The organism is Rhodococcus sp. PvP016 (assembly GCF_017832185.1).
Taxonomy (GTDB): domain Bacteria; phylum Actinomycetota; class Actinomycetes; order Mycobacteriales; family Mycobacteriaceae; genus Rhodococcoides.
The window spans coordinates 3386466-3412305 of sequence record NZ_JAFIBH010000001.1; the positions used below are offsets into that span (position 1 = coordinate 3386466).

General features: G+C 68.6%; 19 protein-coding genes. 4 read left to right on the forward strand and 15 right to left on the reverse strand.

Going from position 1 to position 25840, the window contains the following annotated elements; translation table 11 throughout:
- Positions 1-9: 9 nt before the first annotated feature.
- From JOE30_RS15780 to JOE30_RS15825, 10 genes are all read right to left on the reverse strand, one after another.
- Positions 10-2703 (reverse strand): glucosidase, encoded by a 2694-nt coding sequence (locus tag JOE30_RS15780; protein WP_204867761.1) that lies wholly within the window; start codon positions 2701-2703, stop codon positions 10-12.
- Positions 2704-2757: 54 nt separating this feature from the next.
- The gene (locus tag JOE30_RS15785) at positions 2758-3474 is read right to left on the reverse strand and encodes an AMP-binding protein (RefSeq protein WP_204867762.1); all 717 of its coding nucleotides are present in this window, start codon (positions 3472-3474) and stop codon (positions 2758-2760) included.
- A 120-nt stretch (positions 3475-3594) separates the two neighbouring features.
- Positions 3595-4428, reverse strand: coding sequence for an IclR family transcriptional regulator (locus JOE30_RS15790; RefSeq protein WP_204867763.1), 834 nt, complete (start codon positions 4426-4428; stop codon positions 3595-3597).
- A 31-nt stretch (positions 4429-4459) separates the two neighbouring features.
- A complete protein-coding gene (locus JOE30_RS15795) occupies positions 4460-6364 on the reverse strand; it encodes a putative nucleotidyltransferase substrate binding domain-containing protein (protein WP_204867764.1) in 1905 nt (634 codons plus the stop codon).
- Positions 6342-7859, reverse strand: a complete 1518-nt coding sequence (locus JOE30_RS15800; RefSeq protein ID WP_204867765.1) for a GMC family oxidoreductase — start codon at positions 7857-7859, stop codon at positions 6342-6344. The genes JOE30_RS15795 and JOE30_RS15800 overlap by 23 nt, the downstream gene beginning before the upstream one ends.
- Positions 7856-9400: an APC family permease gene (locus JOE30_RS15805; RefSeq protein WP_204867766.1), complete on the reverse strand. Its 1545-nt coding sequence runs from the start codon at positions 9398-9400 to the stop codon at positions 7856-7858. The genes JOE30_RS15800 and JOE30_RS15805 overlap by 4 nt, the downstream gene beginning before the upstream one ends.
- Positions 9401-9491: 91 nt before the next feature.
- Entirely contained in the window at positions 9492-11027 is a 1536-nt protein-coding gene (locus JOE30_RS15810; protein WP_204867767.1) for an aldehyde dehydrogenase family protein, read from the reverse strand.
- A 23-nt stretch (positions 11028-11050) separates the two neighbouring features.
- Positions 11051-12208 carry an aromatic ring-hydroxylating dioxygenase subunit alpha gene (locus tag JOE30_RS15815; protein ID WP_204867770.1) on the reverse strand — a complete coding sequence of 386 codons (1158 nt, stop codon included), beginning with the start codon at positions 12206-12208 and terminating at the stop codon, positions 11051-11053.
- A complete protein-coding gene (gene solA, locus JOE30_RS15820) occupies positions 12205-13347 on the reverse strand; it encodes an N-methyl-L-tryptophan oxidase (RefSeq protein WP_204867773.1) in 1143 nt (380 codons plus the stop codon). The genes JOE30_RS15815 and solA overlap by 4 nt, the downstream gene beginning before the upstream one ends.
- Positions 13344-15818 carry an FAD-dependent oxidoreductase gene (locus JOE30_RS15825; RefSeq protein ID WP_204867775.1) on the reverse strand — a complete coding sequence of 825 codons (2475 nt, stop codon included), beginning with the start codon at positions 15816-15818 and terminating at the stop codon, positions 13344-13346. The genes solA and JOE30_RS15825 overlap by 4 nt, the downstream gene beginning before the upstream one ends.
- Before the next feature lie 212 nt (positions 15819-16030).
- Between JOE30_RS15825 and JOE30_RS15830 the strand changes: the two genes are divergently transcribed.
- The 3 genes from JOE30_RS15830 (at position 16031) to JOE30_RS15840 (ending at position 18729) form a co-directional block, all read left to right on the forward strand.
- The gene (locus JOE30_RS15830) at positions 16031-16360 is read left to right on the forward strand and encodes a bifunctional 3-phenylpropionate/cinnamic acid dioxygenase ferredoxin subunit (RefSeq protein ID WP_204867777.1); all 330 of its coding nucleotides are present in this window, start codon (positions 16031-16033) and stop codon (positions 16358-16360) included.
- A complete protein-coding gene (locus JOE30_RS15835) occupies positions 16357-17526 on the forward strand; it encodes an FAD-dependent oxidoreductase (protein WP_307806196.1) in 1170 nt (389 codons plus the stop codon). Before JOE30_RS15830 ends, JOE30_RS15835 begins: the two co-directional genes overlap by 4 nt.
- 120 nt (positions 17527-17646) lie before the next feature.
- A complete protein-coding gene (locus tag JOE30_RS15840; protein WP_204867779.1) occupies positions 17647-18729 on the forward strand; it encodes a fused (3R)-hydroxyacyl-ACP dehydratase subunits HadA/HadB in 1083 nt (360 codons plus the stop codon).
- Positions 18730-18735: 6 nt separating this feature from the next.
- Here JOE30_RS15840 and JOE30_RS15845 read toward each other — a convergent pair whose 3' ends face one another.
- From JOE30_RS15845 to JOE30_RS15860, 4 genes are all read right to left on the reverse strand, one after another.
- Entirely contained in the window at positions 18736-20040 is a 1305-nt protein-coding gene (locus JOE30_RS15845) for a pitrilysin family protein (protein ID WP_204867781.1), read from the reverse strand.
- Between the two features lie 61 nt (positions 20041-20101).
- Positions 20102-22384: a polyribonucleotide nucleotidyltransferase gene (locus tag JOE30_RS15850; protein ID WP_204867783.1), complete on the reverse strand. Its 2283-nt coding sequence runs from the start codon at positions 22382-22384 to the stop codon at positions 20102-20104.
- A 361-nt stretch (positions 22385-22745) separates the two neighbouring features.
- The gene (gene rpsO, locus JOE30_RS15855) at positions 22746-23015 is read right to left on the reverse strand and encodes a 30S ribosomal protein S15 (RefSeq protein WP_027505086.1); all 270 of its coding nucleotides are present in this window, start codon (positions 23013-23015) and stop codon (positions 22746-22748) included.
- 139 nt (positions 23016-23154) lie between these two features.
- Positions 23155-24123, reverse strand: a complete 969-nt coding sequence (locus JOE30_RS15860) for a bifunctional riboflavin kinase/FAD synthetase (RefSeq protein ID WP_204867785.1) — start codon at positions 24121-24123, stop codon at positions 23155-23157.
- A 66-nt stretch (positions 24124-24189) separates the two neighbouring features.
- Here JOE30_RS15860 and JOE30_RS15865 point away from each other — a divergent pair, with 66 nt between their 5' ends.
- Positions 24190-24858: a metal-dependent transcriptional regulator gene (locus JOE30_RS15865; protein WP_027505084.1), complete on the forward strand. Its 669-nt coding sequence runs from the start codon at positions 24190-24192 to the stop codon at positions 24856-24858.
- Positions 24859-24879: 21 nt separating this feature from the next.
- On the opposite strand, the gene truB is transcribed toward JOE30_RS15865, so the two are convergent.
- Positions 24880-25797, reverse strand: a complete 918-nt coding sequence (gene truB / locus JOE30_RS15870; RefSeq protein WP_204867787.1) for a tRNA pseudouridine(55) synthase TruB — start codon at positions 25795-25797, stop codon at positions 24880-24882.
- Between the last annotated feature and the right edge of the window lie 43 nt (positions 25798-25840).

The following is a 25840-nucleotide window of genomic DNA, read 5'->3' on the forward strand; positions in this document are numbered from 1 at the left end:
GCCGCCACGTTAACCCGGCGGCGTCGGCGGTTGCGGCACTCTGGGATTGAGAAGATGCGCGACCAGCGCCGTCCAGCCCGTCTGATGGCTGGCGCCGAGCCCCTCACCGGTGTCCCCGTCGAAGTACTCGCTGAAGGTCGGGTGCTCGGCCCACAGCGGATCGTCCGAGGACTCGATGCGATCGCCGTCCGACGGCCGCCCGGATCCCCGCACCCGGAACAGGTCCGCGAGGCCGTTCTCGATAATCTCTGCGGCCTCGACCAGGGTGTGCTGCACGCCGGACCCGGTGGGGATCTCGATGGTGAACGTGTCGCCGAAGTAGCGACCGTAGGCGCGGAGCTTGTCGGCGAGCAGCACGTTGACCGGGAACCACACCGGGCCACGCCAGTTCGAGTTCCCGCCGAACATCGACGTGCGGGACTCCCCCGGCTCGTACTCGATGGACAGCGATCGGCCCTCGATTTCCATCGTGACGCCGTCGCGGTAGGACGCGGACAGCGACCGGATGCCGAAGGACGACAGGAACTCGTCGCTGTCGAACATGCGCTCGAGGATGCGCCGCAGCCGATCGGGATCCACGAGGGCGAGCAGCATGCGCCAGGTGCCGTTGTCGTTGCGCGACATCATCGGGGACACCAGGTCCGGTCTCCGGTGCTGCAGCCACCGCAACCGGGAGGTCAGGTCCGGACACTCCTTCGGCACCCACGAGGGGATCTCGGTGGCCCCCAGGATCGGCAGGAGGCCCACCATCGAGCGCACCCGCAACGGCACCGCGTCACCGTGTGGTGGGGCGAGGACGTCGTAGAAGAACCCGTCCTCCTCGTGCCACAGCGACATCTGCGCCGATCCGAAGGATCCGACGGCCTCCGCGATGGACAGGAAGTGCGCGAAGAACTTCGTCGCGACGTCGTCCCAGGCGGAGTCGTGGCGTGCCAGTTCGATCGCGATCTTGAACATCTGCTGGCAGTAGAACGCCATCCAGCTGGTCGCATCGGACTGCTCGAGTCGGAATCCGGGAGGCAGTGGTTCCGAGCGGTTGAACATGCCGATGTTGTCCATCCCGAGGAAGCCGCCCTCGAAGATGTTGGAGCCGCCCGCGTCCTTGCGGTTGACCCACCACGAGAAGTTCAACAGCAGCTTGGTGAACACCCGGACCAGGAACTCACGGTCGCGGTGTCCGTCGATGCGGTAGACCTGCCACACCGCCCAGGCGTGGACCGGCGGGTTGACGTCCCCGAACTCCCATTCGTACGCGGGCAGTTGACCGTTGGGGTGCATCGCCCACTCGCGACACATGAGCACGAGCTGTTCCTTGGCGAAGTCCGGGTCGACGTGCGCCAGCGGAATGGTGTGGAAGGCGAGATCCCATGCGGCGAACCACGGGTACTCCCACTCGTCCGGCATGGAGACGACGTCCGCGAGCGAGAAGTGCGACCAGGCATGGTTGCGGGCCGTCGCGTCGAGTCGCGACTGCGGCGCCGAGGCTCCCACCGGATCACCCTGCGCCCACTCGCGTACGTCGTAGCGGTAGAGCTGTTTGCACCACAGCAGGCCGGCGTACGCGCGGCGTGCGACGTGGCGGTCGGCGGCGGACAGATCCGGGCCGATGACGTGGTCGTAGAACTGGTCCGCCTCGTACCGTCGGTCGGCGAGGACCGCGTCGAAGCCGGGACCGAACGTGAAGGAGTCCGGCACCGCGGTGCTCAACCGGAGACGGATGCTGCGGGTCTCGCCGGGCGCCACGTCGTCGAGCGAGTACCAGAACGCACTCTTCGTCCCCGTGCCGTCCGGATTGACGGCCGACTCGTCGCCCTCGACGATGCGCCGCCCGATGCCGTCCTTCGTCCAGGCCGAGAGATTCTCCGGAGCGCCGAACAGCTCCACCGCATTGGTCTCGTTGTCGCAGAACAACACCCGCGCGTCACCCTGCGCGGCGAGGTGGTACCGGCCGAGGAAACCGTGCTCCGCACGCACCACGGCCATGTCACCGGGAAGCGCGTCCGCCGTGACGTCGACGATGGAGGCGGTGCGATCGTCGCGTCCCCAGGACCACGTGTTGCGCAGCCACAGGTGCGGCACCACGTCCACCGATGCGGCCTCGGGCCCGTGATTGGTGACATCGACGACGATGCACACGTCGTCGGGCGACGCCTTGGCGTAGGTGACGACCACGTCGAAGAACCGGTTCTCGTCCAGCACTCCGGTGTCGGCCAGTTCGAACTCGCGGTCCATGCGCGTCCGCGCGCGGCTCGCCTCACGCAGCCCCTCGTAGGGGTACTCGGCCTGCGGGTAACGGTAGAGCCAGGTCATCCAGCTGTGGGTGGGCGTTCCGTCGAGCGCCCACCAGTACTCCTTGGCGTCCTCGCCGTGATTGCCCTCACCGTTGGTGAGTCCGAACAGCCGCTCCTTGAGGATGGGATCGCGCCGATTCCACAGGGCCACCGAGAAGTTGAGGAAGCCGAAGCGGTCGCAGATGCCCCCGAGGCCGTCCTCGCCCCACCGATAGGCGCGCGAGCGTGCGTGGTCGAACGGGAAGGATTCCCAGGCGTTGCCGTCCTCGGAGTAGTCCTCGCGCACGGTGCCCCACTGACGGCCCGCGAGATACGGGCCCCAGGTACGCCAGGCGCTCTGCGCTCCGGGCGATTCGGCGAGCCGAGAGTGCTCGACGGTCGGGTGTGCAGGCTGATCTGCGGCGTCGGTCACCGCCACAGTGTGCCCCGACGGGCGCGGACGTGCATCGCGCCGCCGGGCCGGGCATCACACCGACGCGGGAAATCCCCGTCCCGGCGCGCTGACGGTGCAGCCGGCGACCAGACCGGCCAGCAGTCCCACGAGACCCGCGACCGAGGCCGACGGGTGGGACAGGTCGAAGAGAGTGCCGGGCGCGAGACCCGCACGGACGGCGAGATCGGACACCGACGCGGCCAACTCCTCGTGCGTGACGGTCACGCGTCCGGTCGCACCCGGACCGAGCGCGACGAGGGCGGGCCGCCAGGCGTCGAGTGCGGTGGGTCGGCCGGCTTCGGTGAGGCCCTGATCCCAGGCGGGCGACTCCCACCAGACACCGTCGTGATGCACGACGGCGTCGCGACGAGCATCGAACGTCACCGACGCGGCCGGTACGGCGCCGACGGCTGCGGAGGCGTGCGCGCGGAGCACGTCGGGAAGTTCCGCGTCGACGGCGAACAGGGGATGCCCGGATGCGAGGACGGCCAGGACGGAGGTGACCGCGTCGACCGAGCCGTCGGCGAGGACGGCGAGCGGGACGCGATCGCCGGCGTGGGCACGGCGCAGCGCGGCGCCGCGGTTCCTGCCGGCCACGGCGAGCTCGCCGTAGGAGATCGACTCGGAGGGTGAGACCAGCGCGAGACTCGACGGGTTCCGCCGAGCCACCGCGTCGATCGCTGCGACGACACCGCTCTCGAGCACGGACGACGGCGCGTCGGGCACACCACGCGAGTGGAGAACGGTCATACCGCAACACCGCCAACTGCCGAGGAAATCACCGGCGATCAGGTCAAGGACTCCGTAACCATACCTGAAGTATGTTTGTCCTCGTCAACATCACCACGGACCTGGTGAACAGTCACGACGTCAGTCGCCGCCGTAACCCAGCCTGCGACTGATCTCGAGAGCGGCACTCATCGCGTCCGCAGCGACGGACGCGAAGTCGTCCGATTCGAGCCGGTAGGCCGGACCCGAGACACTGAGGGCGGCCACGACGTCCCCCGTGTGATCACGAACGGGCGCGGACACAGCGTTCAGCCCGATCTCGAGCTCCTCGCGCACCGAGGCCCAGCCGCGCGAGCGCACCGCCTCGAGTTCCTGTTCCAGCGCGGTCAGCGAGGTCACCGTGGTCTCCGTGAAGGAGTCCAACCGGGACGGGAGCCGCCGACGTACCTCGTCCCGCGGCAGTCCGCTGAGGAGGATCTTCCCGCTCGACGTGGCGTGGACCGGGCTGCCCTGGCCCACCCACGTACGCAGCGCGACCTCGGACTCCGACCGAGCCTTCACGATGTTCACCGCGCGGTCCTCGTCGAGCACCGCGACGTTGGTGGTCTCCCCCACCTTCTCGGCCAACAGGTCGCAGATGCCCTGCGCTGCCTTCGCGAGGTCGCGTTCGGCCGTCGCGGACCCGGCGAGGCGGACGATGGTGAACCCCAGTCGGTACTTGCCCCGTTCACCCACCTGCTCCACGAAGCCGCGGGCATCCAACACCCCCAGTAGCCGCGAGACGGTGGACTTGTGCACCCCGAGTTCGTCGGCGATGGCCGTGACACCGGCCGTCCCGAGTCGAGCGACGATCTCGAGGACCTCGAGAGCGCGGTCGACCGACTGCACCGCGCTGCCGCGCGTCACCGCTCTCCCCGCGTCGTCGCCGTCGTCGGTGCCGGACGTGTCGGAAACGGAGATCTCGGAAGAAGCCATGATGGTGTCCGATTCTATCCGGCACCGAATCTCAGCGGTCACGCACCGCGCGGGGTACGGGCACACCCACTGTGGACGCCACGTGGCCCACCCTGCGCTGGACCGACGCGATCTCCCGGATCGCGTCCATCACCATGCTGCGTTCGAGGGGCGACAGCTCACCGAGGGCCACGACGTCGGTCGGGGTGCGCCCGTCGCTCAGGCAGTCCACCTGATGTCCGAAGCGCAGGTGCTGCAGTCGCTCGAATACATCGACGAGCACGCGTGAATCGGGTTCCGACAGCAACCCGTTGCCGGCCGCCGCGGTCAGCCGGGCGGGTGTCGACGCACAGGCGACGCCGACGCTCATACCGCCCCACCGCGCCAGGTTCACGATCGGCGACACCGCGTGCGACTTGAGATCCACCGTCGTGCCGCGCCGCGCGAGCACGTCGCGCACCGACCGCACCCGGGCGCGGGTGGCCAGCGCATCGCGGAGCTGGAGTCGCAGAGCCTCGGGATGCTCGACGGCCATCTCGCGGTAGGCGTCCGGAACCGAGTGGAGATCGGGATCGCCCCACACCACCCGGCCGTCGACCAGGAGCGAGGACATGACGATGCCGCGATCGCCGAGGGGGTCGTCGAGCCAGCCGCTCGCGGCCGCGCGCCACGCGGAGGCCGATCGGGCGAAGCGAGGGCTGGACGCGATCGCGTTGTTGGTGTCGGCGGGCAGTCCGCAGGCGTCGAGCGTGCGGTGCACGGCGCGGGCGAGGTCGCGGAGCGCCTCCTCGCGGCCGACGAGACCGTCGCTCCAGGACAGTGCGCTGTCCACATCGGACGACGGCATCGCCTCCCGTCGTCCGACACTCCCCAGCGACAACCACGCGAGATCCCGGCCGCGCAGTTGAGTCGGCGATGCCGCGATCGCCAGCTCCAGGGCACGACGGACGAGGGCGTCCACCACCACGGACAGGATCCCGGACGCGGCCCCCGCGGTGGTCCCGGTGCGCCACAGGTCCACGATCAGCGGACGCAGACCCGCACTCACCTCGATCAACGCGTCGGTGGACACGGCGGCCTCGACGTGTCGACGCAACGTGAAGCTCCGGGTCGTCGAGTTGGCCAGCAGATCGGCGCTCTCGAGGACACCGACCAGACCGCCCCGGACATCGACGACCGGCATGTGTTGAACGCCGAGCTCCAACATCTCGAGCAGGACGCCGGCGGGCGTCCGGTCCGCGTCGACCACGGCCGCCGGCGCTGTCATGACGGATCCGATCCGCGTGTCCACCGGCACACCCGCGGCGACCACCCGCGTCCGCAGGTCTCGATCGGTGAAGATGCCGTACCGGCCCCGCGTCGTCGGGATCACCACGCACGACGACCCGCGCTCCGTCATCAGGCAGACGGCGTCGCGGATCGAGGTGTCGGCGTCCACGGTCGCCGCCGCACGACGCACGAGGGCGGCCGCGGTGCCGCCGGGCGCCGACGACAGGCCGGAGCCGTCGGGACTCGGTGAGGCGATCGATCGGCCGCCGAAGGACTGCGCGATCGTGCGAGCCAGGTATGTCACGCCCGCAGTGCTCGCGAACACCGGTCGCACGGACGGACCCGGCAGGCGCACGACGACCGACGGCCGCGCCGCGGTGGCCGTGAAGGTCGTGCGCAGACCGACGAGCATGGCCGAGAATCCGAACAGCCCACCCGGCTCGATGGTGTCGAGCGGCGCGGCGCCGTCGACGTCGTCAGGGTGCAGCAGGTCGACGCTGCCGGACCACACCACCCACACCGCGTCGATGTCGTCGACACCCGGCCCCACCACGACATCGCCCGCCGCGTACTCGGCGGTGGACGCCGTCGCCGCCAGATCGGTGAGCTCGCTCCTGGTCAGCGAGTCGAACGGAGAGTGACCGGCGAGAAATTCTGCGAGCGTGTCAGCCGGTGACGAGGTCGGCACACCGTTCCGCCATCGTCATCACCGTGATGTTCGGGTTCACCGCCGGCAGCTTCGGCATCGCCGACGCATCGACCACCCGCAGGTTGTGCACTCCCTTGACGCGCAACTCGGGATCGAGCACCGCCATCGGATCCGACGCGGCACCCATCTTCGCGGTGCCGGCCGGGTGGTACACGGTGTTGTGGGTGCGATGCACGTAGTCGAGGAGATCGTCGTCGGTGACGGCGTCCGGCCCCGGCGCCAACTCGCGGGCGATCCAGTCCTTCAGCTGCGGCTGCTCGGCGATGCGTCGAGCGAGCTTGAGACCGGCGAGCATCACGCGGTCGTCGTGCCCCTCGCTGTCGGTGAAGTACCGCGGGTCGACCTTGGCCCGATCACGGAAATCCCGTGAGCGCAGTCGGACGGTTCCGCGTGAACGACCCTGTGTCACATTCGGAGTCAGACAGAAACCGTTGTCCGTGGTGGGGTAGCCCCAGCGCAGCGTGTTCATGTCGAACGGCACGCTGCCGTAGTGCATCATCACGTCCGGGTAGGTCAGATCGTCCTCGGTCGTGGCGAACAGGCCGATCTCCCACCACTGCGACGACGTGGTGACCATCGGCTTCGACGCCTCCCAGAACACCAGGCCCTCGACGTGGTCGTCGAGGTTCGCGCCGACGCCCGCCGAGTCGACACGCACCGGAATCCCCATCTCGCGCAGGTGCACCGAGGGCCCGATTCCCGACAGCATCAACAGTTTCGGGGTGTCGATCGCACCCGCGGTGACGATGACCTCGCGACGCGCGGAGACGACGTCGTGCCCCGTCAGATCGGGACGCTGATACCGCACTCCGGTGGCCGTGAGCGAGTCGTCGATGACGATCTCGCTGACCCAGCAGCCCGTGCGGACCTCGAGATTGGGCCGCGTCGCCATGATCGGATGCAGGTACGCGTGCGATGTGGACATGCGCAACCCGTCGTCGGACGAGTTGATCTGGAACCAACCGGCCCCGTTGAGCACCGTCTCACCGCGATTGAACTGCACGGTCGGCAGTCCCACGCCGGCCGCGGACTCGAGGACGGCGGCACCACACGGATCGAGGGGCGGAACGTCCCGCAGCGTGACCGGTCCGGTGACGCGCGAGACGTACGGGAGGATCGACTCGGCGTTCCAGCCCGTGGCGCCCATGGCCTCCCAGTCGTCCAGGATCCCGGCCGGTGGATGGAACGCGATGCACGAGTTGTGAGACGAGCAGCCGCCCAACACCTTCGCCCGCGCATGGCGCATGAAGCTGTTGCCGCGCTCCTGCGGCTCGACGGGATAGTCCCAGTCGTAGCCGGAGTCGAGCAGGTGCATCCACCGGTCGAGCACCAGGATGTCGTCGTTCCCCACGTCCGTGGGTCCCGCCTCGACGAGACACACGGTCACGGTGGGATCCTCGCTGAGGCGTGCGGCGAGAACACATCCCGCGGTTCCGCCGCCCGCGATGACGTAATCGAAGATCGCGTCCGTCATACTTTTTCGCCTTCCGCCGTACCCGCTGTGGTGGTCGCTGCGTGTGACGTCAACGTACCGATGTGTCCGCGACCGACGGTGAAGTACCACAGATATCCGAGCCCGAGGATGACGCCGATGTAGACGAAGGCACCCCAGGTGTTGTACCAGGGTGTCCCGTAGACGGCTTCGCGCGGCCACGCCAGATTCAGCGCCATGCCGGCGCCCCACACCACCGCGAAGATGTTGACGGGCAGACCCCAGCGACCCATCGTGAAGTAGCCACCCTCCTTCAGGTCCTTCGGCGGCCACTCGCCCCTCAGTCGCTTCTTCAGCAGCGGTCCCGTGACCATCAGATACGCCAGGTAGATCATGATGATCGCGATCGATGTGAGCACCGTGAAGATCTTGGGCTGCCCCACGTTGATCACCAGGATCAGGATCGAGAGCAGACCGATCACGACGGCGGGCACCACGGGCGTCTGGTACTTCGGATGCACGGTGGCCAGCCGCTCGCCGAACGGCAGCGCATTGTCGCGCGCCATCGCGAAGGTGAGGCGGATCGCCGCCGTGTGCACCGCGAGCGAGCACACCGTGACGGCCACCAGGATGCAGATCAGGAACACCGTTCCCAGGGGTCCGGACAGCACCGAGGTGACGATGGACTGCAGTCCACCCTGCGGCGTGCCCAGCTCGGGATCGTTCAGATCCGGCGCCGCCATGACGGCGAACACGAGGATGGCGCCGCCGATGACGAACGACGCGAGAATGGCCCGCAGGATCGCCTTTGGGGCGGTGCGCCGCGGTTCGACGGTCTCCTCACCGAGCGAGCTCGCCGTGTCGAAGCCGTACATCACGTAGCCCGAGGCCAGCGAGGCCACGAGGAACGCGCCCAGGTACCCGGCACTCTCCTCGGTCCCGTACCCGTTGGTGGAGAAGAAGATCTCCGGGCCGCGCTGGATGTTGAATGCCAGGATCACGGCGATGAGCACGGCCGCGACGAGTTCGATGAAGACGCCGGCGCTGTTGATCCGCGCCATCAACCGGATGCCCGCGGCGTTCACCAGCGTCGTGAACGCGATCATGATGGTGCCGAGAACGACGGCATTGGTGGCGTAGTCGTACTCCCCCGTGCCGTCCCCGATCAACTGGAACCCGGACCACAATCGAGGCAGGTTCACCTGCAGGGCGAGCACCACCGCTGACAACGTGACGATCGACGCGGTGAGCATGAGCCACCCCGACGACCACCCGACGATGCGGCTGCCGAGCAGCTTGGCCCAGTTGTAGACCGATCCCGCCACCGGATATTTGGCCGCGAGCTCCATGAAACACAGCGCCACGGCCATCTGCCCGACGAAGACGATGGGCCAGGACCACAGATAGGCCGGGCCCGCGGACCCGAATCCGAAGTAGAACAGCTGGAACGTGCCGGTCAGGATCGAGATGTAGCTGACGCCGGCCGCGAAACTCGCGAACTTGCCCAGACTGCGGTCGAGCGATTCCTTGTATCCGAAATCACCGAGACCGCCGTCCTCGACGTCGGAAGTGGAAGACACCATGTCGCCTCGCTCACGTGAGAATGGAAGAAACTAGCTCGTCCGACCCCGGCCGGCCTCCGGCCTACCCGCTGATCCTCGACCGGCCTCCGGCCTACCCGCCGGTGCCGAACCACTCCGCCCGAGGTGCAGCGGTGTTGTTCCAGATGTGCTTGGTCTCCTGGTATTCGTGGAGTCCCGCGGGGCCGAGTTCGCGCCCGTTGCCCGACTTCTTGAAACCGCCCCACTCGGCCGCGGCCGTGTAGTACCCGAAGTCGTTGAGCCACACGGTTCCGTGTCGCAGCCCGCGCACCATGCGTTCGCCGCGTTCGGGATCGGTGGTGCGCACACCGGCCGCGAGACCGTACTCCGTGTCGTTGCCCAGTCGCAGTGCCTCCGCCTCGGTGGTGAACCGTTCGACGGTCAGTATGGGCCCGAACGTCTCGAGCTGCACGATGTCCATCTCACGAGAGCAGTGATCGAACACCGTGGGCAGGAAGTAACTTCCGTCCGCCAGAGCCGGATCGGACGGTGCGCGGCCGCCCGTGCGCAGAACTGCACCCTCCGCGACGGCGGTCTCGACGAACGCCTCCATCTTGTCGCGCTGGGTCGTGGAGACCAGTGGCCCCGTCTCGCTGGCCGGGTCCGTTCCCGGTCCCATCCGGATGGCTTCGGCGCGGCGCACGATCTCGTCGACGAACCGATCCGCCACCGAGTCCTCGACGATGAGACGTGTACCGGCAGAACACACCTGGCCGGAGTGCAGGAAGACGCCGGTGAGCACCTGGTCGACGGAGGCGTCGAACGTGTCCTCGCCGGCGGCGTCCGCGAACACGATGTGCGGATTCTTGCCCCCGAGTTCCACCGCCACCTTGGTCACGTGCGGAGCGGCACTCGCGAGGATCGCGCTGCCGGTCGCCAGTCCACCGGTGAACGACACGAAGTCGACGTCCGCATTGTCCGTGAGCGCCGACCCGATGGTCGCGCCGCTGCCCTGCAGCAGATTGACGACACCGTCCGGCACCCCCGCTTCCTCCAGCAGATGGGTGAACGCGATGGTACTCAGCGGGGTGACCTCGCTCGGCTTGAGCACCATCGTGCAGCCGGCAGCCAGCGCAGGCGCGATCTTCCACGAGATCTGCAGCAGTGGGTAGTTCCAGGGCGCGATCATCACGCAGACACCGATCGGCTCGTGCACCACGCGCGAGATGACCGCCGGATTACCCACGTCGACGAGACGATCGCTCGAGACGGCGGCGAGCTGAGCGTAGTACCGGAACACCGAGGTGACGTCGTCGATGTCGATGCGGCTCTCCGCCAACGTCTTCCCGGTGTCGAGGGTCTCGATGACCGACAGTCGCTCCTTGTCGCGCTGCAGGAGATCCGCCACGCGGTCGAGCACCGCACAGCGTTCCGCGACCGCGGTGGCGGGCCAGTCGCCGCGATCGAAGGTGGCACGGGCCGCCGCGACGGCCGCGCGGGCGTCGTCCGGCGAGGCCTCGTCGACCGACACCAGAACGCGACCGGTCGCGGGGTCGATGCAGTCGCGGGTCTCGCCCGAGGTGGCGGGGATCCACTGACCCCCGATGAGGAGTACGCGCTCGAACAGGGTCGGATCGAAGTCGGTGTCGTTCCCGGTCTGTTGATTCACTGCCCCACCCTTTCACCGATCGGTCACCCCTGCAGGCGCTCATCCTCCCGCAGGCGTTCCACCAGCCAGTCGTGGAAGAGCCCGATGTGATGCTCGGCCGGGACCAGAACGCCACCGTCACGGTATGCCCGTGAGCTCATCGCCGGTTGGGTTCGCTCACATGCGTCGAAATCCTGCACGTTGACGCGATGGAACAGCTCGACCGATCGGCTGACGTCGCGGCCCGACTCGACGACGTCCCGCGTGTACAGCCAGTCGCACTCGACGACGGTGCGGTCCGCGGACACCGGATACATGCGGTGCAGGATCACGTGGTCGGGAACCAGGTTGACGAAGACGGTCGGCTTGACCGTGATGGCGTAGTACCGCCGGTCCTGGTCCTCCGAGAGCGTCGGCAGGGCGTCGAACCCCACGGAGCCGTCCACGGTGAATCCGTCGATCTCCGCGCCGAACTCCGCACCGTGGCCGACGAAGTACTGGGCCGCCAGCCCGTCCGCGAACTCGGGGAGGACTTCGGTCAGCTCCGGGTGGATCGTGGCGCAGTGATAGCACTCCATGAAGTTCTCGACGATCAGCTTCCAGTTGGCCGCCACGTCGTAGACCTCGCGGCGACCGAGTTCGAGGGACGGCATGTCGTACCGGTCGATGGCCGTCGGGTCGCCGAGCCGCTCGGTGACCGCGCCGATCACCTCGTCCTCGAAGGACGGCGGCTCGTCCGCCAGGCACAGCCACGTGTAGCCGAGCCACTCCCGGAGCGCGACGGGGATCAGACCCCACTCCGTGCGGTCGAGCGGGGCACCGGACCCGTCCGACAACGCGGACAGATTGGGAGCGGCCACGAGCTTCCCGTCCAGCCCGTACGTCCAGGCGTGGTAGGGACACTGCAGATTACGCTTGACCTGGCCCGATTCCTCCGTGCAGATCTGCGCGCCGCGGTGACGGCACACGTTGAGGAACGCGCGCAGAGCCCCGTCACGCCCGCGCACCACCAGCACGCTCTCGCGGCCCACGTCGACGCGGCGGAAGGCACCGGGTGCCGCGAGATCGGCACTGCGGACGGCGCAGAACCACATCGTCTCGAACACGTGCTCCTGCTCGGCCAGGAACGTCTCCGCGCTGGTGTACCAGAATCCGGGGAGCGTGGGGATCAACGACTGAGTGCGGGGCGCGGTGCTGGTCATACGGTCACCAATCGGCGGGGATCGAAGAGGGTGATGGGGTGCGCGGTCGTCCCGGTGGTCGCGAGGTCGGCCAGGATCTCGCCGACGACGGGGACGAACTTGAAGCCGTGGCCGGAGAATCCGCACGCGACGGTGACGTTGGTGGCGTCGGGGTGCCGCGCGATGACGAAGTGCTCGTCCGGAGTGTTGGAGTACATGCACGTCGCGGAGTGCACGCTCGGCCCGTCGAGGCCGGGCACCGTCTGCCGCACCCGGCTCTGCATCGCCTCGATCTCGTGCGGGTGCACCGTGCGGTCGATGGTGTCCGGCGTGCACTCGATGCCCTTGCGGAAGAAGGCCACCTTGACGCCGCCGTCGGGACCGTCGATCGCCGGAAAACCGTAGTCCTGCATACCGTCCGCGGCCTCGTGGATGAAGATCGGGTTGTTCTCGTACGCGGCGGTACCGGCGCTCGCGCCGAACCAGTGCAGTACCTGGCGCTCGACGACGATCGGTACCGCGAACTGCTCGAGCAACTGCGGCGCCCAGGCACCGGGGCAGATCACCACCTGGCCCGCCGCATAGGTCCCCTTGTCGGTGGTGACGGTGACGCCGTCCCCCGCCTCCTCCCAGCCGAGGACCGTCTCACCGAACTGCAGTGTCGCACCGCGATTCTCAGCGAGGTCGAGATGGGCCTGAACGGTGAGTTCCGGCCTCGCGAAACCGGCGGCGGCCTCGAACAGCGCCATCTCGTCGGGGTCGGGATCGAAGGTGGGGAACGCCTCGCGCACCTGCGCGGCGTCCAGGATCTCGTGCGGCAGCGACCATTGCCGTGACGCCAGCAGCGAGCCCGAGAACGTCACCGAGCTCTCGCGGCCGAGGAACAGTCCTCCGGTGATCCGATGCACCTCCTTACCGGACATGCTTCTCAGTTCGTCCCACAGTTCGTAGGACCGCAGGAGGAGCGGGACGTAGGCCGGGTCCTCGAAGTAGGACTGCCGGATGATCCGCGATCCGCCGTGGCTCGATCCCTTGTCGTGCGCGGGGGTGAACTTCTCGAGCCCCAGCACCCGCTGTCCGCGGTCGGCGAGATGGAAGGCGGCGGCGCTGCCCATGCCGCCGAGTCCGATGACGATGACGTCGTAGCTCACGTGGCTCATCTCCTGATCAGCTGTCCGGCGGGATCGACGACCGCGTCGTCGGACACCGTCGCACCCAGTGCGGCGGTGAAGTAGGTCACCGACACGGCGGTGCCGAGTGGAGTGTCCAGCGGAAGCCAGGCGTACGCGACACACCGCCCGAGCGTTGCCGACCATCCCGCACTCGTGACGTACCCGACGACCGTGCCGTCGAGCGAGACGGGCTCCTTCCCGAGCACCACCGCGTCCGGGTCGTCGAACACGAGGGTCCGCAGCCGCCGCGTCGCGGGCCGAGCGGCCAGAGCAGAGCGACCGACGAAGTCCGTCGTGTCCTTGACGGCGAACTCGACGCCCGCGTCGGCCGGGGTGTCCTCGGAGGTCATGTCGTGCCCCCAGGCGCGGTACCCCTTCTCGAGTCGCAGGCTGTCGAACGCGAGCCGGCCGGCAGCGATCACCCCGTGGTCGGACCCGGCCTCCCACAACAGGTCCCACAGAGCGCCGCCGTACTCGGCGTCGGTGTAGATCTCCCACCCGAGTTCACCGACGTACGACACCCGCATCATGATCACCGGGATCGCACCGAGGTACGTCCGCACGGCGCGGAAGTAGCCGAAGGCCTTGTGTCCCAGGTCCGCGTCGGCCAGCGGTGCCACCATCGCGCGGGCACGGGGACCCCACACTCCGACACAGCACGTCGCTCCGGTGAGGTCCCGCACCGTCACCGAACCGTCGGGCGTTCCCGCCCTGGCGCGGCGCAGCATCGCATCGAGGTCGAGTGGACCGTTCGCTCCGACGCGATAGTGATCGGCGCCGAGTCGCGCGACCGTGAGGTCGCTGCGGATCCCGCCTCTCTCGTCGAGCATCAGTGTGTAGGTGACACGGCCGATCGCGGTGTCCACGTCGTTGGTGGTGAGGTGCTGCAGGAAGTGGGCTGCACCGGGTCCCTCCACGTCGTACCGGGTGAGCGGTGTCATGTCGTACATCGCGACCCGGCTCCGCGTCACCGCGGCCTCGGCCACGGCGATGTCGGAGAAGTGACGCGCGGACCACTCGTCGCGGACCGGAAGGTGGAACCCGGCCTCGAGGAGTGCTGCGAGTTCGCCCGCGTTGCTCTCGTACCAGGCAGGGCGTTCCCAGCCTCCGCCCTGGACGAAGCTGGCGTCCAGCGCGACCTCCGCGGCGTGGAACGGGCTGCGCCGCAGTCCTCGCAGTGCCGTGCGCTGCTGGCGGGGGTGCACGATGTCGTACACCTCCACGAACGCCTGCGCGCTGGTCGCGGCGATGAAGGCGGGACTGCGCTCGACCGATTCGAAGCGGTACAGATCGGACTCGTGGAGGTCGATCTCCGAGGCGCCGTCGATCAGAGTCTGGGCGAGGGCGCGCGCGATACCGGCGGAGTGCGTCACCCACACGGCTTCGGCCACCCAGAAGCCGGCGAGATCCCGGTGCTCCCCGACGATCGAGTGACCGTCGGGGGTGAAGGAGAAGATGCCGTTGAATCCGGATTCGACCTTCGAGTCCCGCAGCGCCGGGAGCACTCTCGCGGACTCACGCCAGGCCGGCGCGAAATCGTCCTCGGTGAACGGCAGCATCGACGGCATCGGTGGGGGCGCCACGGACGACGCGTCTCCGTCCGCGTCCCACGACAGCGCGCCCATGTCCGCGGGCATCGGGTCGTGGCCGTAGTAGCCGATGCCGAGACGATCCCCGTGCTCCCGGTAGTAGAGGTCGCCGTCCTGATGACGAAGGATCGGCAGACTCGCGTCCGACGCTCCGGTGTTCCGGCCGACCAGCGCCTCGATCTGTCCGGTGTAGGCGTACTGGTGCGCCATCGGGACCAGGGGAACGGTCAGCCCCACGGTGCGCCCGAGCTCGGCACCCCAGAAGCCCGCGGCCGAGACGACGATGTCCGCCGGCACGTCGCCGTGCGGGGTCCGCACCCCCGTCACACGTCCACTCGCGTGGAGGATCTCGGTCACCGGACTGTCCCCCCGGAACACCGCCCCGCGCGCCTGCGCCGCGCGCGCCTGCATCTCGGCGGCCCGCACCGCACGGGCGAGACCGTCGCTCGGAGTGTGGAACGCGCCGAGCACGACGTCCGGATCCACGAGCGGGTGCAGCGCAGCCGCGGCCGCGGCGTCGACGAGCCGTCCCTCGATACCCCAGGAGCGCGCCCACCCGGCCTTGCGTTGCAGATCCGTCCACCGAGCCTCGGTCGTCGCGATCTCGAGGCCGCCGAGCGTGTCGAAGCACGGCCCGTCGTCGTGCGTGAGTGCGCGGAACTTGTCGGCCGTGTACGCCGCGAAGCGGGCCATGGAGCGCGAGGGATTGGTCTGGAACACCAGGCCGGGGGCGTGCGAGGTGGATCCGCCGGTGGAGAACAGCGGGCCCTGGTCGAGCACGGTGACGTCCGACCACCCGCGGGCGGTCAGTTCGTCCGCCAGGGAGGTCCCGACGATTCCGGCGCCGATGACGACGATACGAGGTGTCACGAGCGTCCCCCTGGGACCTGTTGCGATCAGCGCAACGATGGGTGGTTTACGCAACACAGACTCGACGTCCCGGGCCGGGCTGTCAACCCGGCACGCTGTGGTTCGACACACCGTCGCAGCAATTGACGTCGTGGATCATCCTGGTGCATCCTGTTGCGCAGATCGATCATCGTTGCGATCGACGCAACACCGTCACACTTGCGGGAGACATCATGCCGGATACCGTTCATCGCGTCGCCGTCTGCTCCGCATCGGCCCTTCCCCTCGGCGAGGTCGCCACCGTCACCCCGCCGGGTCACACCGCGATCTCCGTCTTCCACACCGAGGAGGGACTCTTCGCGATCGACGACACGTGCACCCACCAGGACGCCTCCCTCGCCGACGGATGGGTGGAGAACTGCGCGGTCGAGTGCCCGCTCCACGAGTCGTGCTTCGATCTGCGGACCGGTGCCCCCTCCGGCACACCGGCGAAGACTCCGGTTCGGACGTATGCGGTGCACGTCGTCGACGGCGCGGTCGTGCTCGACCTCCCCGGCTCGTGACGGCCCCCGACGGGTCGGACCGGGAGACGGTGGACTCCGTCCTGGTCGTCGGGGCGTCGCTCGCGGGCTCGACCGTCGCGACCGCTCTCCGCGAGGACGGGTTCACGGGCCGCGTCACCGTCGTCGGCGACGAGCCCCACCTGCCGTACGATCGCCCGCCCCTCTCCAAGGCCTTCCTGCAGGGATCCGCCCCCGACCCGTGGCTCGTTCCCGAACCCGATGCGCTCGACGTCGACTGGGTGCTCGGGACCCCGGCGGTCGGCATGACCGGCCGGAGCGTGGAGCTCGCGGACGGGCGGGAGGTGAGTGCCGACGTCGTCGTCATCGCGACCGGCGCGCGTGCACGGACCCTGCTGGGCGCCGACGGCCTCCGCGGCGTCCACACGCTGCGCACGTTGGACGACGCCGCCGCACTGCGCTCGTCGCTGGCCACAGCGACCACCATGGTGGTGATCGGCGCGGGATTCATCGGAGCCGAGGTGGCGTCCACGGCCGCCGGTCTCGGCATCTCCGTCACCATCGTCGAGGCGTCCACCGCTCCCCTGTCCGGCCCGCTCGGCCTGACGATGGCGGAGGTCTGCGTCGATCTGCATCGCGCGAACGGCGTGACTCTCCTGCTCGGCGCGGCCGTCGACTCTCTCGAGGGCCGCAACGGTGCCGTCACCTCCGTCCTGCTCGGGGACGGGACGGTGCTGCCCGCAGACGTCGTGGTGATCGGGATCGGGTCGATCCCCAACACGGAGTGGGCGGCAGCGTCCGGCCTCGCCATCGACGGTGGCTTCGTCACCGATGAGCAGTGCCGCACCACCGTGCCGGGCGTCTACGCGATCGGGGACTGCGCTCGCGCGTTCGACGAGGTGCTGCAGGACCACCATCGCAGCGAACACTGGTCACACGCGGTCACCCAGGCTCGGCGAGTGGCGCGGTCGATCGTGGGGGCGCAGCCCGCCCCGTCCGGTGTTCCGTACTTCTGGTCGGACCAGTACGGCTCTCGCATCCAATTCGCCGGCCGTCGTCAGTCGACCGACTCGGTGCGCGTGATCGAGGGCGACCCGGAGGCCGGCTCGTTCGTCGCCGTGTACGAGCGCGCGGACGACATCGTCGCAGTCCTGGCGATGAACAACGCCCGATCGTTCACCAGGATGAGGAAGAGCCTCGGAGCCTGATTCTCCGGATGCCGATCAGCATTGGGTGCGTATAACAATCTCGCAGTCGCTTTTCTGTGATCAGCCCGGAGAACTCCGTCGGCACTGCACAGCGCTCGTCGCCGGGGATAGGTTGCCGTCATGACCGCCGAGATCCTGGCCACCGACGCCGTCGCGAGCGACACCACGTTCGACCCGGCGCAGCACGCGCTGGACATGGTGGGCTACCACTACCGCGCCGACGACTACTACGAGGTCGGCCGCGAGAAGGTGCGGGAGTACGCGAAGGCCGTCCGTGACTTCCATCCGGTCCACTGGACCGAGGAGGGCGCACTCGAGGTCGGCTATCCGGCGCTGATGGCGCCGCCCACGTTCTTCTCGCTGGTCGGCATCATCGCCCAGCAGAAGCTGCTCGAGCGCATCGCCACCGGGTACGACCTCAGCCGGATGCTGCAGACCGACCAGCACGCCGAGTACTTCGCGCCGATCCTGGCGGGCGACCGGCTCACGTGCGACGTCTCGCTCGACTCCTTCCGCACGGTCGTCGGCCGCGACATGTTGGTGACCAAGACCGTCATCACCAACCAGCGCAACGAGCTGGCGCAGATCACGTACACCACACTGCTCATCGGGCGCGCCGACGACGGCGACGACAGCATCGCGGACGTCGCGCGCGGCATGGTCATGAACGGCATGTTCACCCTCTCCACGTCCGACGAGGTGGCCGACGTCAATCCCGGCGGCGACGACCTCGAGACGGTCTACGCCCCGCCCGTCGTCGTCCCGCACACCGGCCATGCCCGTCGGCGCTTCGAGGACGTGGCGGTCGGCGACGCGCTGCCCACCAGGACGGTGCTGCTCTCCCGCGGCGATCTCGTGAACTACGCGGGCGTGGTCGGTGACAACAACCCCGTGCACTGGAGCGACCACTTCGCGTCGCTGCTCGAACTCGACACCGTCGTCGCGCACGGCATGCTCACCATGGGCCTCGGCACCGGTTTCGTGTCCGAGTGGCTCGGTGATCCGGGTGCCCTGAAGGACTGCACCGTGCGCTTCACCAGCCCCGTCATGGTGGACCCGGTGACCAAGTCGGAGATCGTCATCGACGGCACGGTGAAATCGAAGGACGAGGCGACCCGGACTGCCGTGGTCTCGATCGACGCCCGCTACAAGGGCAAGCGCATCCTCGGCCACAAGGCCATGGCCACCGTTCACCTGGCCTGAGACGCCTCAGCTCCCGGCCACGGCTCCGCGTACTGAGGCCGGGAGCTTCGACACCGTCGCGAACGGCCCGACCACGGCGGCCGCCATGGGCCGCGCCAGCAGGGTGCGGGCGACGTCGCGTACCTCGTCGTTAGTCACCTGGTCGATGCGCGCGAGCGTCTCCTCCACCGACCTGTGGTCGCCGTAGTTGAGCTCGCTGCGACCGATCCGGTTCATCCTCGATCCGGAATCCTCCAGTCCGAGAACCAGTCCCCCGCGCATGGATCCCTTCGCGCGAGCGCACTCCGCGTCCGTGATGCCGTCGGTGGCCACGGACGCGAGCACGTCGCGGATCACCGAGGTGACCTCGCCGAGATTCTCGGGCTGGCATCCGGCGTACACCGAGAACGCACCCGTGTCGGAGAACGTGTCCACCGACGAGTACACCGAGTACGCGAGACCGCGCTCCTCCCTGATCTCCTGGAAGAGACGGGAACTGAGCCCACCACCGATGGCGGTGTTCAGAACCGACAACGCCCACCGATGACCCTCGTGGCGTCCGAACGCCCGCACCCCCAGGCAGAGGTGCGCCTGTTCGCTGTCCCGAGTCGTCAGGCTCAGGGCCGGGCGCGCGGTGATGCGGCCCGCTCCCCCGCGCCGCGGTGCCGGTTCGGCGGCACCGGTGATCCGGTCGGCGAAACTGCGACGGACACCCGCCACCACGTCGTCGTGGTCGACGTTGCCGGCGACCGCCACCACCATGCGCGGCGGGGTGTATCGGCGAGTGTGGAACGAGTGCAGCTGATTTCGCGTCATGGACTCGATGGACTCCACCGATCCGATGACGGGACGACCGATGGGGTGGTCACCGAACAGCGCGGTGAGGAAGGCGTCACCGAGCAGATCCTCGGGGTCGTCGTCGCGCATCGAGATCTCCTCGAGCACCACCTGTCGTTCGACGTCGACATCCTCGGCGCGGCAGCGACCGCGGAGCACCACGTCCGCCACCAGGTCGAGTCCGAGGTGCAGGTCCTCGTCGAGCACGTGCGCGTAGAAGCATGTGTGCTCCTTGGACGTGAACGCGTTCAGCTCGCCGCCGACTCCGTCCATCACCTGCGCGATGTCCAGAGCCGTACGAGTGGGCGTGGCCTTGAACAGCAGGTGTTCCAGGAAGTGCGCGGCACCGGCGACGGTGCGGCCCTCGTCGCGCGAACCGACGGCGACCCAGACGCCGACCGAGGCGGACCGCACGCCGGGAACGTACTCCGTGACGACGCGGACGCCGCCCGGCAACACCGTGCGACGGACGCCGGACGGTTCGGGTGTACGCACACGGCGGCGCGGCCGGGAGCCCGAGAGCTCCGCAGACCGCGCCGCCGCGTTCGTGTACTTCTTACTCAGCGCTGACCTCGTCGGAGGTGGCGACCTGATCGTCGGCCGGCGCGGCGGTTGCCGCGTCGTCCTCGACCGGGACGAGGCTGATCTTGCCGCGGTTGTCGATGTCGGCGATCTCCACGCGGAGCTTCGATCCGACGCTGACGACGTCCTCGACCTTGTTGATGCGCTTGCCACTGCCCAGCTTGGAGATGTGCACCAGGCCGTCACGACCGGGGAGCAGCGAGACGAACGCGCCAAACGCCGTGGTCTTGACGACGGTTCCGAGGAACCGCTCGCCGACCTTGGGCAGCTGCGGGTTCGCGATGGCGTTGATCATGTCGATCGCGGCCTGCGCGGACGGGCCGTCCGCGGCACCGACGTAGACGGTGCCGTCATCCTCGATCGAGATGTTGGCGCCGGTCTGCTCGGTGATCGAGTTGATCATCTTGCCCTTGGGCCCGATGACCTCGCCGATCTTGTCCACGGGGACCTTGATCGCGGTGACGCGCGGTGCGTACGGGCTCATCTCGTCCGGAGCGTCGATGGCCTCGGCCATGACGTCGAGGATCGTGACGCGCGCGTCCTTGGCCTGCGACAGCGCACCGGCCAGAACCTGCGACGGGATGCCGTCGAGCTTCGTGTCCAGCTGCAGGGCGGTGACGAACTCACGGGTGCCGGCGACCTTGAAGTCCATGTCGCCGAACGCGTCCTCCGCACCGAGGATGTCGGTGAGGGCGACGTAGCGGGTCTCACCGTCGACCTGGTCGGAGACCAGACCCATGGCGATGCCGGCGACCGGCGCCTTCAGCGGCACACCGGCGTTGAGCATGCCCAGCGTCGACGCGCAGACCGAGCCCATCGACGTGGAGCCGTTCGAGCTCAGCGCCTCCGAGACCTGACGGATGGCGTAGGGGAACTCCTCCTGGCTGGGGAGCACGGGGAGCAAGGCACGCTCCGCCAGGGCGCCGTGGCCGATCTCGCGGCGCTTCGGCGACCCGACGCGTCCGGTCTCGCCGGTGGAGTACGGCGGGAAGTTGTAGTGGTGCATGTAGCGCTTGCTGGTCTCGGGTCCGAGCGAGTCGATCTGCTGGGCCATCTTGACCATGTCGAGGGTGGTGACGCCCAGGATCTGGGTCTCGCCGCGCTCGAACAACGCGCTGCCGTGGGCGCGGGGGATGACGGCGACCTCGGCGGAGAGCTCACGGATGTCCGTGATGCCGCGGCCGTCGATGCGGAACTGGTCGCGCAGGATGCGCTGACGCACGAGCTTCTTGGTCAGCGAGCGGAACGCTGCGCCGATCTCCTTCTCGCGACCCTCGAACCGGTCGCCCACGCTGGTGAGGATCTGGTTCTTGACCTCGTCGAGCTTGCTCTCACGCTCGGTCTTGCCGGCGATGGTGAGCGCCTCGTTGAGCGGGATCTGCGCCGCACCCTCGACAGCCTCGAACACGTCGGACTGGTACGCGGGGAAGAGCGGGAAGTCGCCGGTGGGCTTGGCGGCCGCCGAGGCGAGCTGCTTCTGCGCCTCGCACAGCGATGCGATGAACGGCTTCGCTGCTTCGAGGCCCTCGGCCACGATGGCCTCGGTGGGCGCCTGCGCGCCGTCCTCGATGAGGGCGATGACCTTCTCGGTCGCCTCGGCCTCGACCATCATGATCGCGACGTCGGCGTCCGCACCGGTGCCCGAGACGACGCGGCCGGCGACGACCATGTTGAACACGGCCTTCTCGAGCTGCTCGTTGGTGGGGAACGCGACCCACTGCTTGTCGATCAGTGCGACACGGACGCCGCCGATGGGGCCGGAGAACGGCAGGCCCGCGAGCTGGGTGGATGCCGACGCGGCGTTGATGGCCACGACGTCGTACAGGTCCTTGGGATCGAGGCTCATCACGGTGATGACGACCTGGATCTCGTTGCGCAGTCCGTCGACGAACGTCGGACGCAGCGGCCGGTCGATCAGGCGACAGGTCAGGATGGCGTCGGTGCTGGGGCGTCCCTCACGACGGAAGAACGACCCGGGGATGCGGCCGGCGGCGTACATCCGCTCCTCGACGTCCACCGTGAGCGGGAAGAAGTCGAAGTGGTCCTTGGGATGCTTCGAGGCGCTGGTGGCCGAGAGCAGCATGGTCTCGTCGTCCAGGTACGCGACGACGGCGCCGGCGGACTGCTTGGCCAGCCGGCCGGTCTCGAAGCGGATGGTGCGGGTGCCGTACGACCCGTTGTCGATGACGGCGGTGGTCTCGAACACGCCCTCGTCGACCTCGGTGGCCGCTGCGGTGTTCGTGGTGGTCTCTGACATGGAAGTCTTCTCGTCCTCTCGTCTTCGCCGTGCCCACCCGGGCGCGCACTCGAACCCGGTGGTTCGGTGCGGCGTCCCCGAGTCGACGTGCGAGCGGAGGCGGCCCACGATCGAAGTCCCCCGGGCCGGGACGCGCTCTGCGCGTCCGGAAACCGAGAGACCACTACCGAAGACCGACACCGCGACATGTGTCGGGGACGAACGGCTGATGGTGCTCACCGCCGAGTCGGCGGCCTACCTGTGGTGCTGTGCACTCCCGGTTGGGGAGTACTGCTGTGACACTACCGGTCCACGACGAGCGGCCGACGAGGAACAGCCGTGGGCTGCCTCGCCGGCGCGATCGCGTGAACCATGACGGAAATTATCGACGCAGTCCCAGACGCTCGATGAGCGAGCGGTATCGCGCGACGTCGACCTTCTGCACGTACTTGAGCAGACGACGACGACGACCCACGAGCAGCAGCAGGCCGCGACGCGAGTGGTGATCGTGCTTGTGCACCTTGAGGTGCTCGGTGAGATCCTGGATGCGCTTGGTGAGCATCGCCACCTGGGCTTCCGGCGATCCGGTGTCCGTCTCGTGGACGCCGTACTCGCCGAGGATCTGCTTCTTCTGTTCGGTGGTCAATGCCACAGTGAAACTCCTGATGCAGTGCCGTCCGCGCGTGGATGGTGCCGCACCCGAGGGCGCGGTGTTGCAGCCGCCGCGGACCGCAGCGAACAACAGTCGTCCATCCTACCTCAGTGGACGAGGCCCGAACGACACCTCGGATTCAGGCATCCAGGGCGGCGAGGACGTCGCGGGCACGGTCGACGTCGAGATCCATCTGCGCGATCAGCTCGTCCACCGAGGCGAAGGCCTCCATGCCGCGCAGACGCTCGACGAAGTCCACCGCGACGTGCTGACCGTAGAGATCGGCGTCGCCGTCCAGGACGAACGCCTCCACCGTGCGTGTGCGTCCCGAGAACGTGGGATTGGTCCCCACCGACACCGCTGCGCGACAACGCTTTCCGGGAGTCACGGTACCCATGATCGGTCCGGGCCCGAGCACCGTGAACCACGACGCGTACACCCCGTCCGCCGGGATGGCGGCGTGCATGGGCGGCTTGACGTTGGCCGTGGGGTAGCCGATGGTGCGGCCACGGCCGTCGCCGTGCACCACCACGCCCTCGACTCGGTGGGGCCGACCGAGTGCGTCGGCGGCAGCCGCGACGTCACCTGCGTCCACGCACGCGCGAATGTAGGTGGAGGAGAACGTGACCGACTCCTCCGCGAGCAGGGTGACACCATCGACCGCGAAGCCGAACCGCGTACCGGCCGAGCGGAGCAGGTCGACGTTGCCCGCAGCCTTCTTGCCGAACGTGAAGTTCTCCCCCACCACCACCTCGGCAGCGTGCAGACGCTCGACGAGGATGTCGTGGATGTAGCGATCCGGGGTGAGCTTCATGAACTCGTGCGTGAACGGCATCACACAGAAGACGTCGATGCCGAGCTCCTCGGCCAGTTCGGCACGCCGGGTGAGGGTGGTCAACTGGGCCGGATGACTACCCGGACGGACCACTTCCATCGGGTGCGGATCGAAGGTCATGAGCACGCTGGGCACTCCGCGCGCCGCCGCCGATGTGACAGCGCGGTCGATCAATTGGGCGTGGCCGCGGTGAACGCCGTCGAACACGCCGATCGTCAGAACACATCTGCCCCAGTCGGCCGGGACATCGTCGAGACCTCGCCATCTCTCCACGACCAGGAGCCTACGGCCCGGCGATCGACCGGTCACGTCCGGCGCACCGACGGCTAAGCTGTCGGCGTGCCAGCCCCTGCCCTCTCCACCGTCGCGCAGGACTACCTCAAGGTCATCTGGACCGCGAGCGAGTACTCCGACGAGCCGGTGAGCACCAAGATGCTCGCGTCCCGGATGTGCGTCTCGCCGTCCACGGTCTCCGAGGCGGTACGCAAACTCGCTGATCAGGGCCTCGTCGACCACGCGCGGTACGGGTCCATCACGCTCACCGAGGCCGGGCGACGCGCCGCCATCGGCATGGTCCGCAGGCATCGGCTCATCGAGACCTGGCTGGTCGAGGAGATGGGCTACGGCTGGGACGAGGTGCACGACGAGGCCGAGGTGCTCGAACACGCGGTGTCGGACCTGCTCGTCGAGCGCATCGACGCCAAGCTCGGTCGGCCGTCCCGCGACCCGCACGGTGATCCCATCCCCACCATCGACGGCACCATTCCCGCGCCGCCGGCGGTACCGCTCAGCGATTTCGTCGCGGGCCAGAAGGGCCACGTCACCCGCATCTCCGACTCGGATCCGGACATGTTGCGGTACTTCGATTCCATCGGCATCACCCTCGACCTGTCGATCACGATGGTCGAGCGCCGCGACTTCGCCGGGACCGTGGCCGTGCAGGTGGCCGACACGGTCCTCGACCTGGGCCATGTTGCGGCCGAGGCGATCTGGATGACGACGGACTGACGCCGAACCACTCCGACGAGCTCAGGGGCGCAGCGTGGCCGGCCGCACGACCATCACGGTGCTCGCCCGCTTGCCGCGTTCCTGCACCAGGGCGATGGTGTGGCCGTCCTCGTCCAGTGCCGCGTAGATGCCGGACATCCCGATCGGGTCGAGCCAGCGTCCCTGGCTCAGCGATTCGGCCTCGTCCGACGTGACCGTCCGGTGCGGGAACGCCGTGCGGGCGGCGGCGTCGATGTCGAGGCTCACGTGCGGGTCGTCCCGCACCTCGTCGAGAGTGCGGGCGTGCTCCAACGTGAACGGTCCGACCCGGGTGCGCCGCAACGCTGTCAGGTGGCCGCCGACGCCCAGGGCCGCACCCAGGTCGCGCGCGAGCGCCCGCACGTAGGTCCCCGACGTGCACTCGACGTGGACGTCCAGATCGATCACGTCGCTCCCCCGGCGACGCTGCAGGACGTCGAAGCGGGAGACGGTGACCGTCCGCGGTTCGAGCACGACGTCCTCGCCCTCCCGAACGAGAGCGTGGGCTCGCTTGCCGTCCACCTTGATGGCGCTGACACTCGACGGGACCTGACTGATCTTCCCGGTCAGCGCGGCGACGGCCTCGTCGATCCCGGAGTCCGTCACCGCACTCGCGTCCGCCGTCGACACCGTGTCGCCCTCGGCGTCGTCGGTGGTGGTGGCGGCTCCGAGGCGGACGGTCGCGGTGTACTCCTTGGTGGTCAGCGACAGCAGACCCAGCATCTTGGTCGCCCGCTCGACACCGAGCACCAGCACTCCCGTCGCCATGGGATCGAGCGTGCCGGCGTGTCCGATGCGGCGGGTCTTCAAGGCCTTGCGACACGCGGAGACGACGTCGTGGCTGGTGACTCCGCCACTCTTGTCCACCACCAGAAGGCCGGCGCCGTCGAGTCCTGTGGGGGGTTTGGGGTGAGCTGGCACGAGGGAGAAGTCTGTCAGAAGATCGCGGGAAGGCCGGAGGCCG

What these genes read in the sequence shown, in the direction of transcription:
- JOE30_RS15785 (WP_204867762.1), bottom strand. Translation starts at nt 3,474, where the DNA reads ATGACCGTTCTCCACTCGCGTGGTGTGCCCGACGCGCCGTCGTCCGTG.
- JOE30_RS15790 (WP_204867763.1), bottom strand. Translation starts at nt 4,428, where the DNA reads ATGGCTTCTTCCGAGATCTCCGTTTCCGACACGTCCGGCACCGACGAC.
- JOE30_RS15800 (WP_204867765.1), bottom strand. Translation starts at nt 7,859, where the DNA reads ATGACGGACGCGATCTTCGATTACGTCATCGCGGGCGGCGGAACCGCG.
- JOE30_RS15805 (WP_204867766.1), bottom strand. Translation starts at nt 9,400, where the DNA reads ATGGTGTCTTCCACTTCCGACGTCGAGGACGGCGGTCTCGGTGATTTC.
- JOE30_RS15815 (WP_204867770.1), bottom strand. Translation starts at nt 12,208, where the DNA reads ATGACCAGCACCGCGCCCCGCACTCAGTCGTTGATCCCCACGCTCCCC.
- solA (WP_204867773.1), bottom strand. Translation starts at nt 13,347, where the DNA reads ATGAGCCACGTGAGCTACGACGTCATCGTCATCGGACTCGGCGGCATG.
- JOE30_RS15830 (WP_204867777.1), top strand. Translation starts at nt 16,031, where the DNA reads ATGCCGGATACCGTTCATCGCGTCGCCGTCTGCTCCGCATCGGCCCTT.
- JOE30_RS15840 (WP_204867779.1), top strand. Translation starts at nt 17,647, where the DNA reads ATGACCGCCGAGATCCTGGCCACCGACGCCGTCGCGAGCGACACCACG.
- JOE30_RS15850 (WP_204867783.1), bottom strand. Translation starts at nt 22,384, where the DNA reads ATGTCAGAGACCACCACGAACACCGCAGCGGCCACCGAGGTCGACGAG.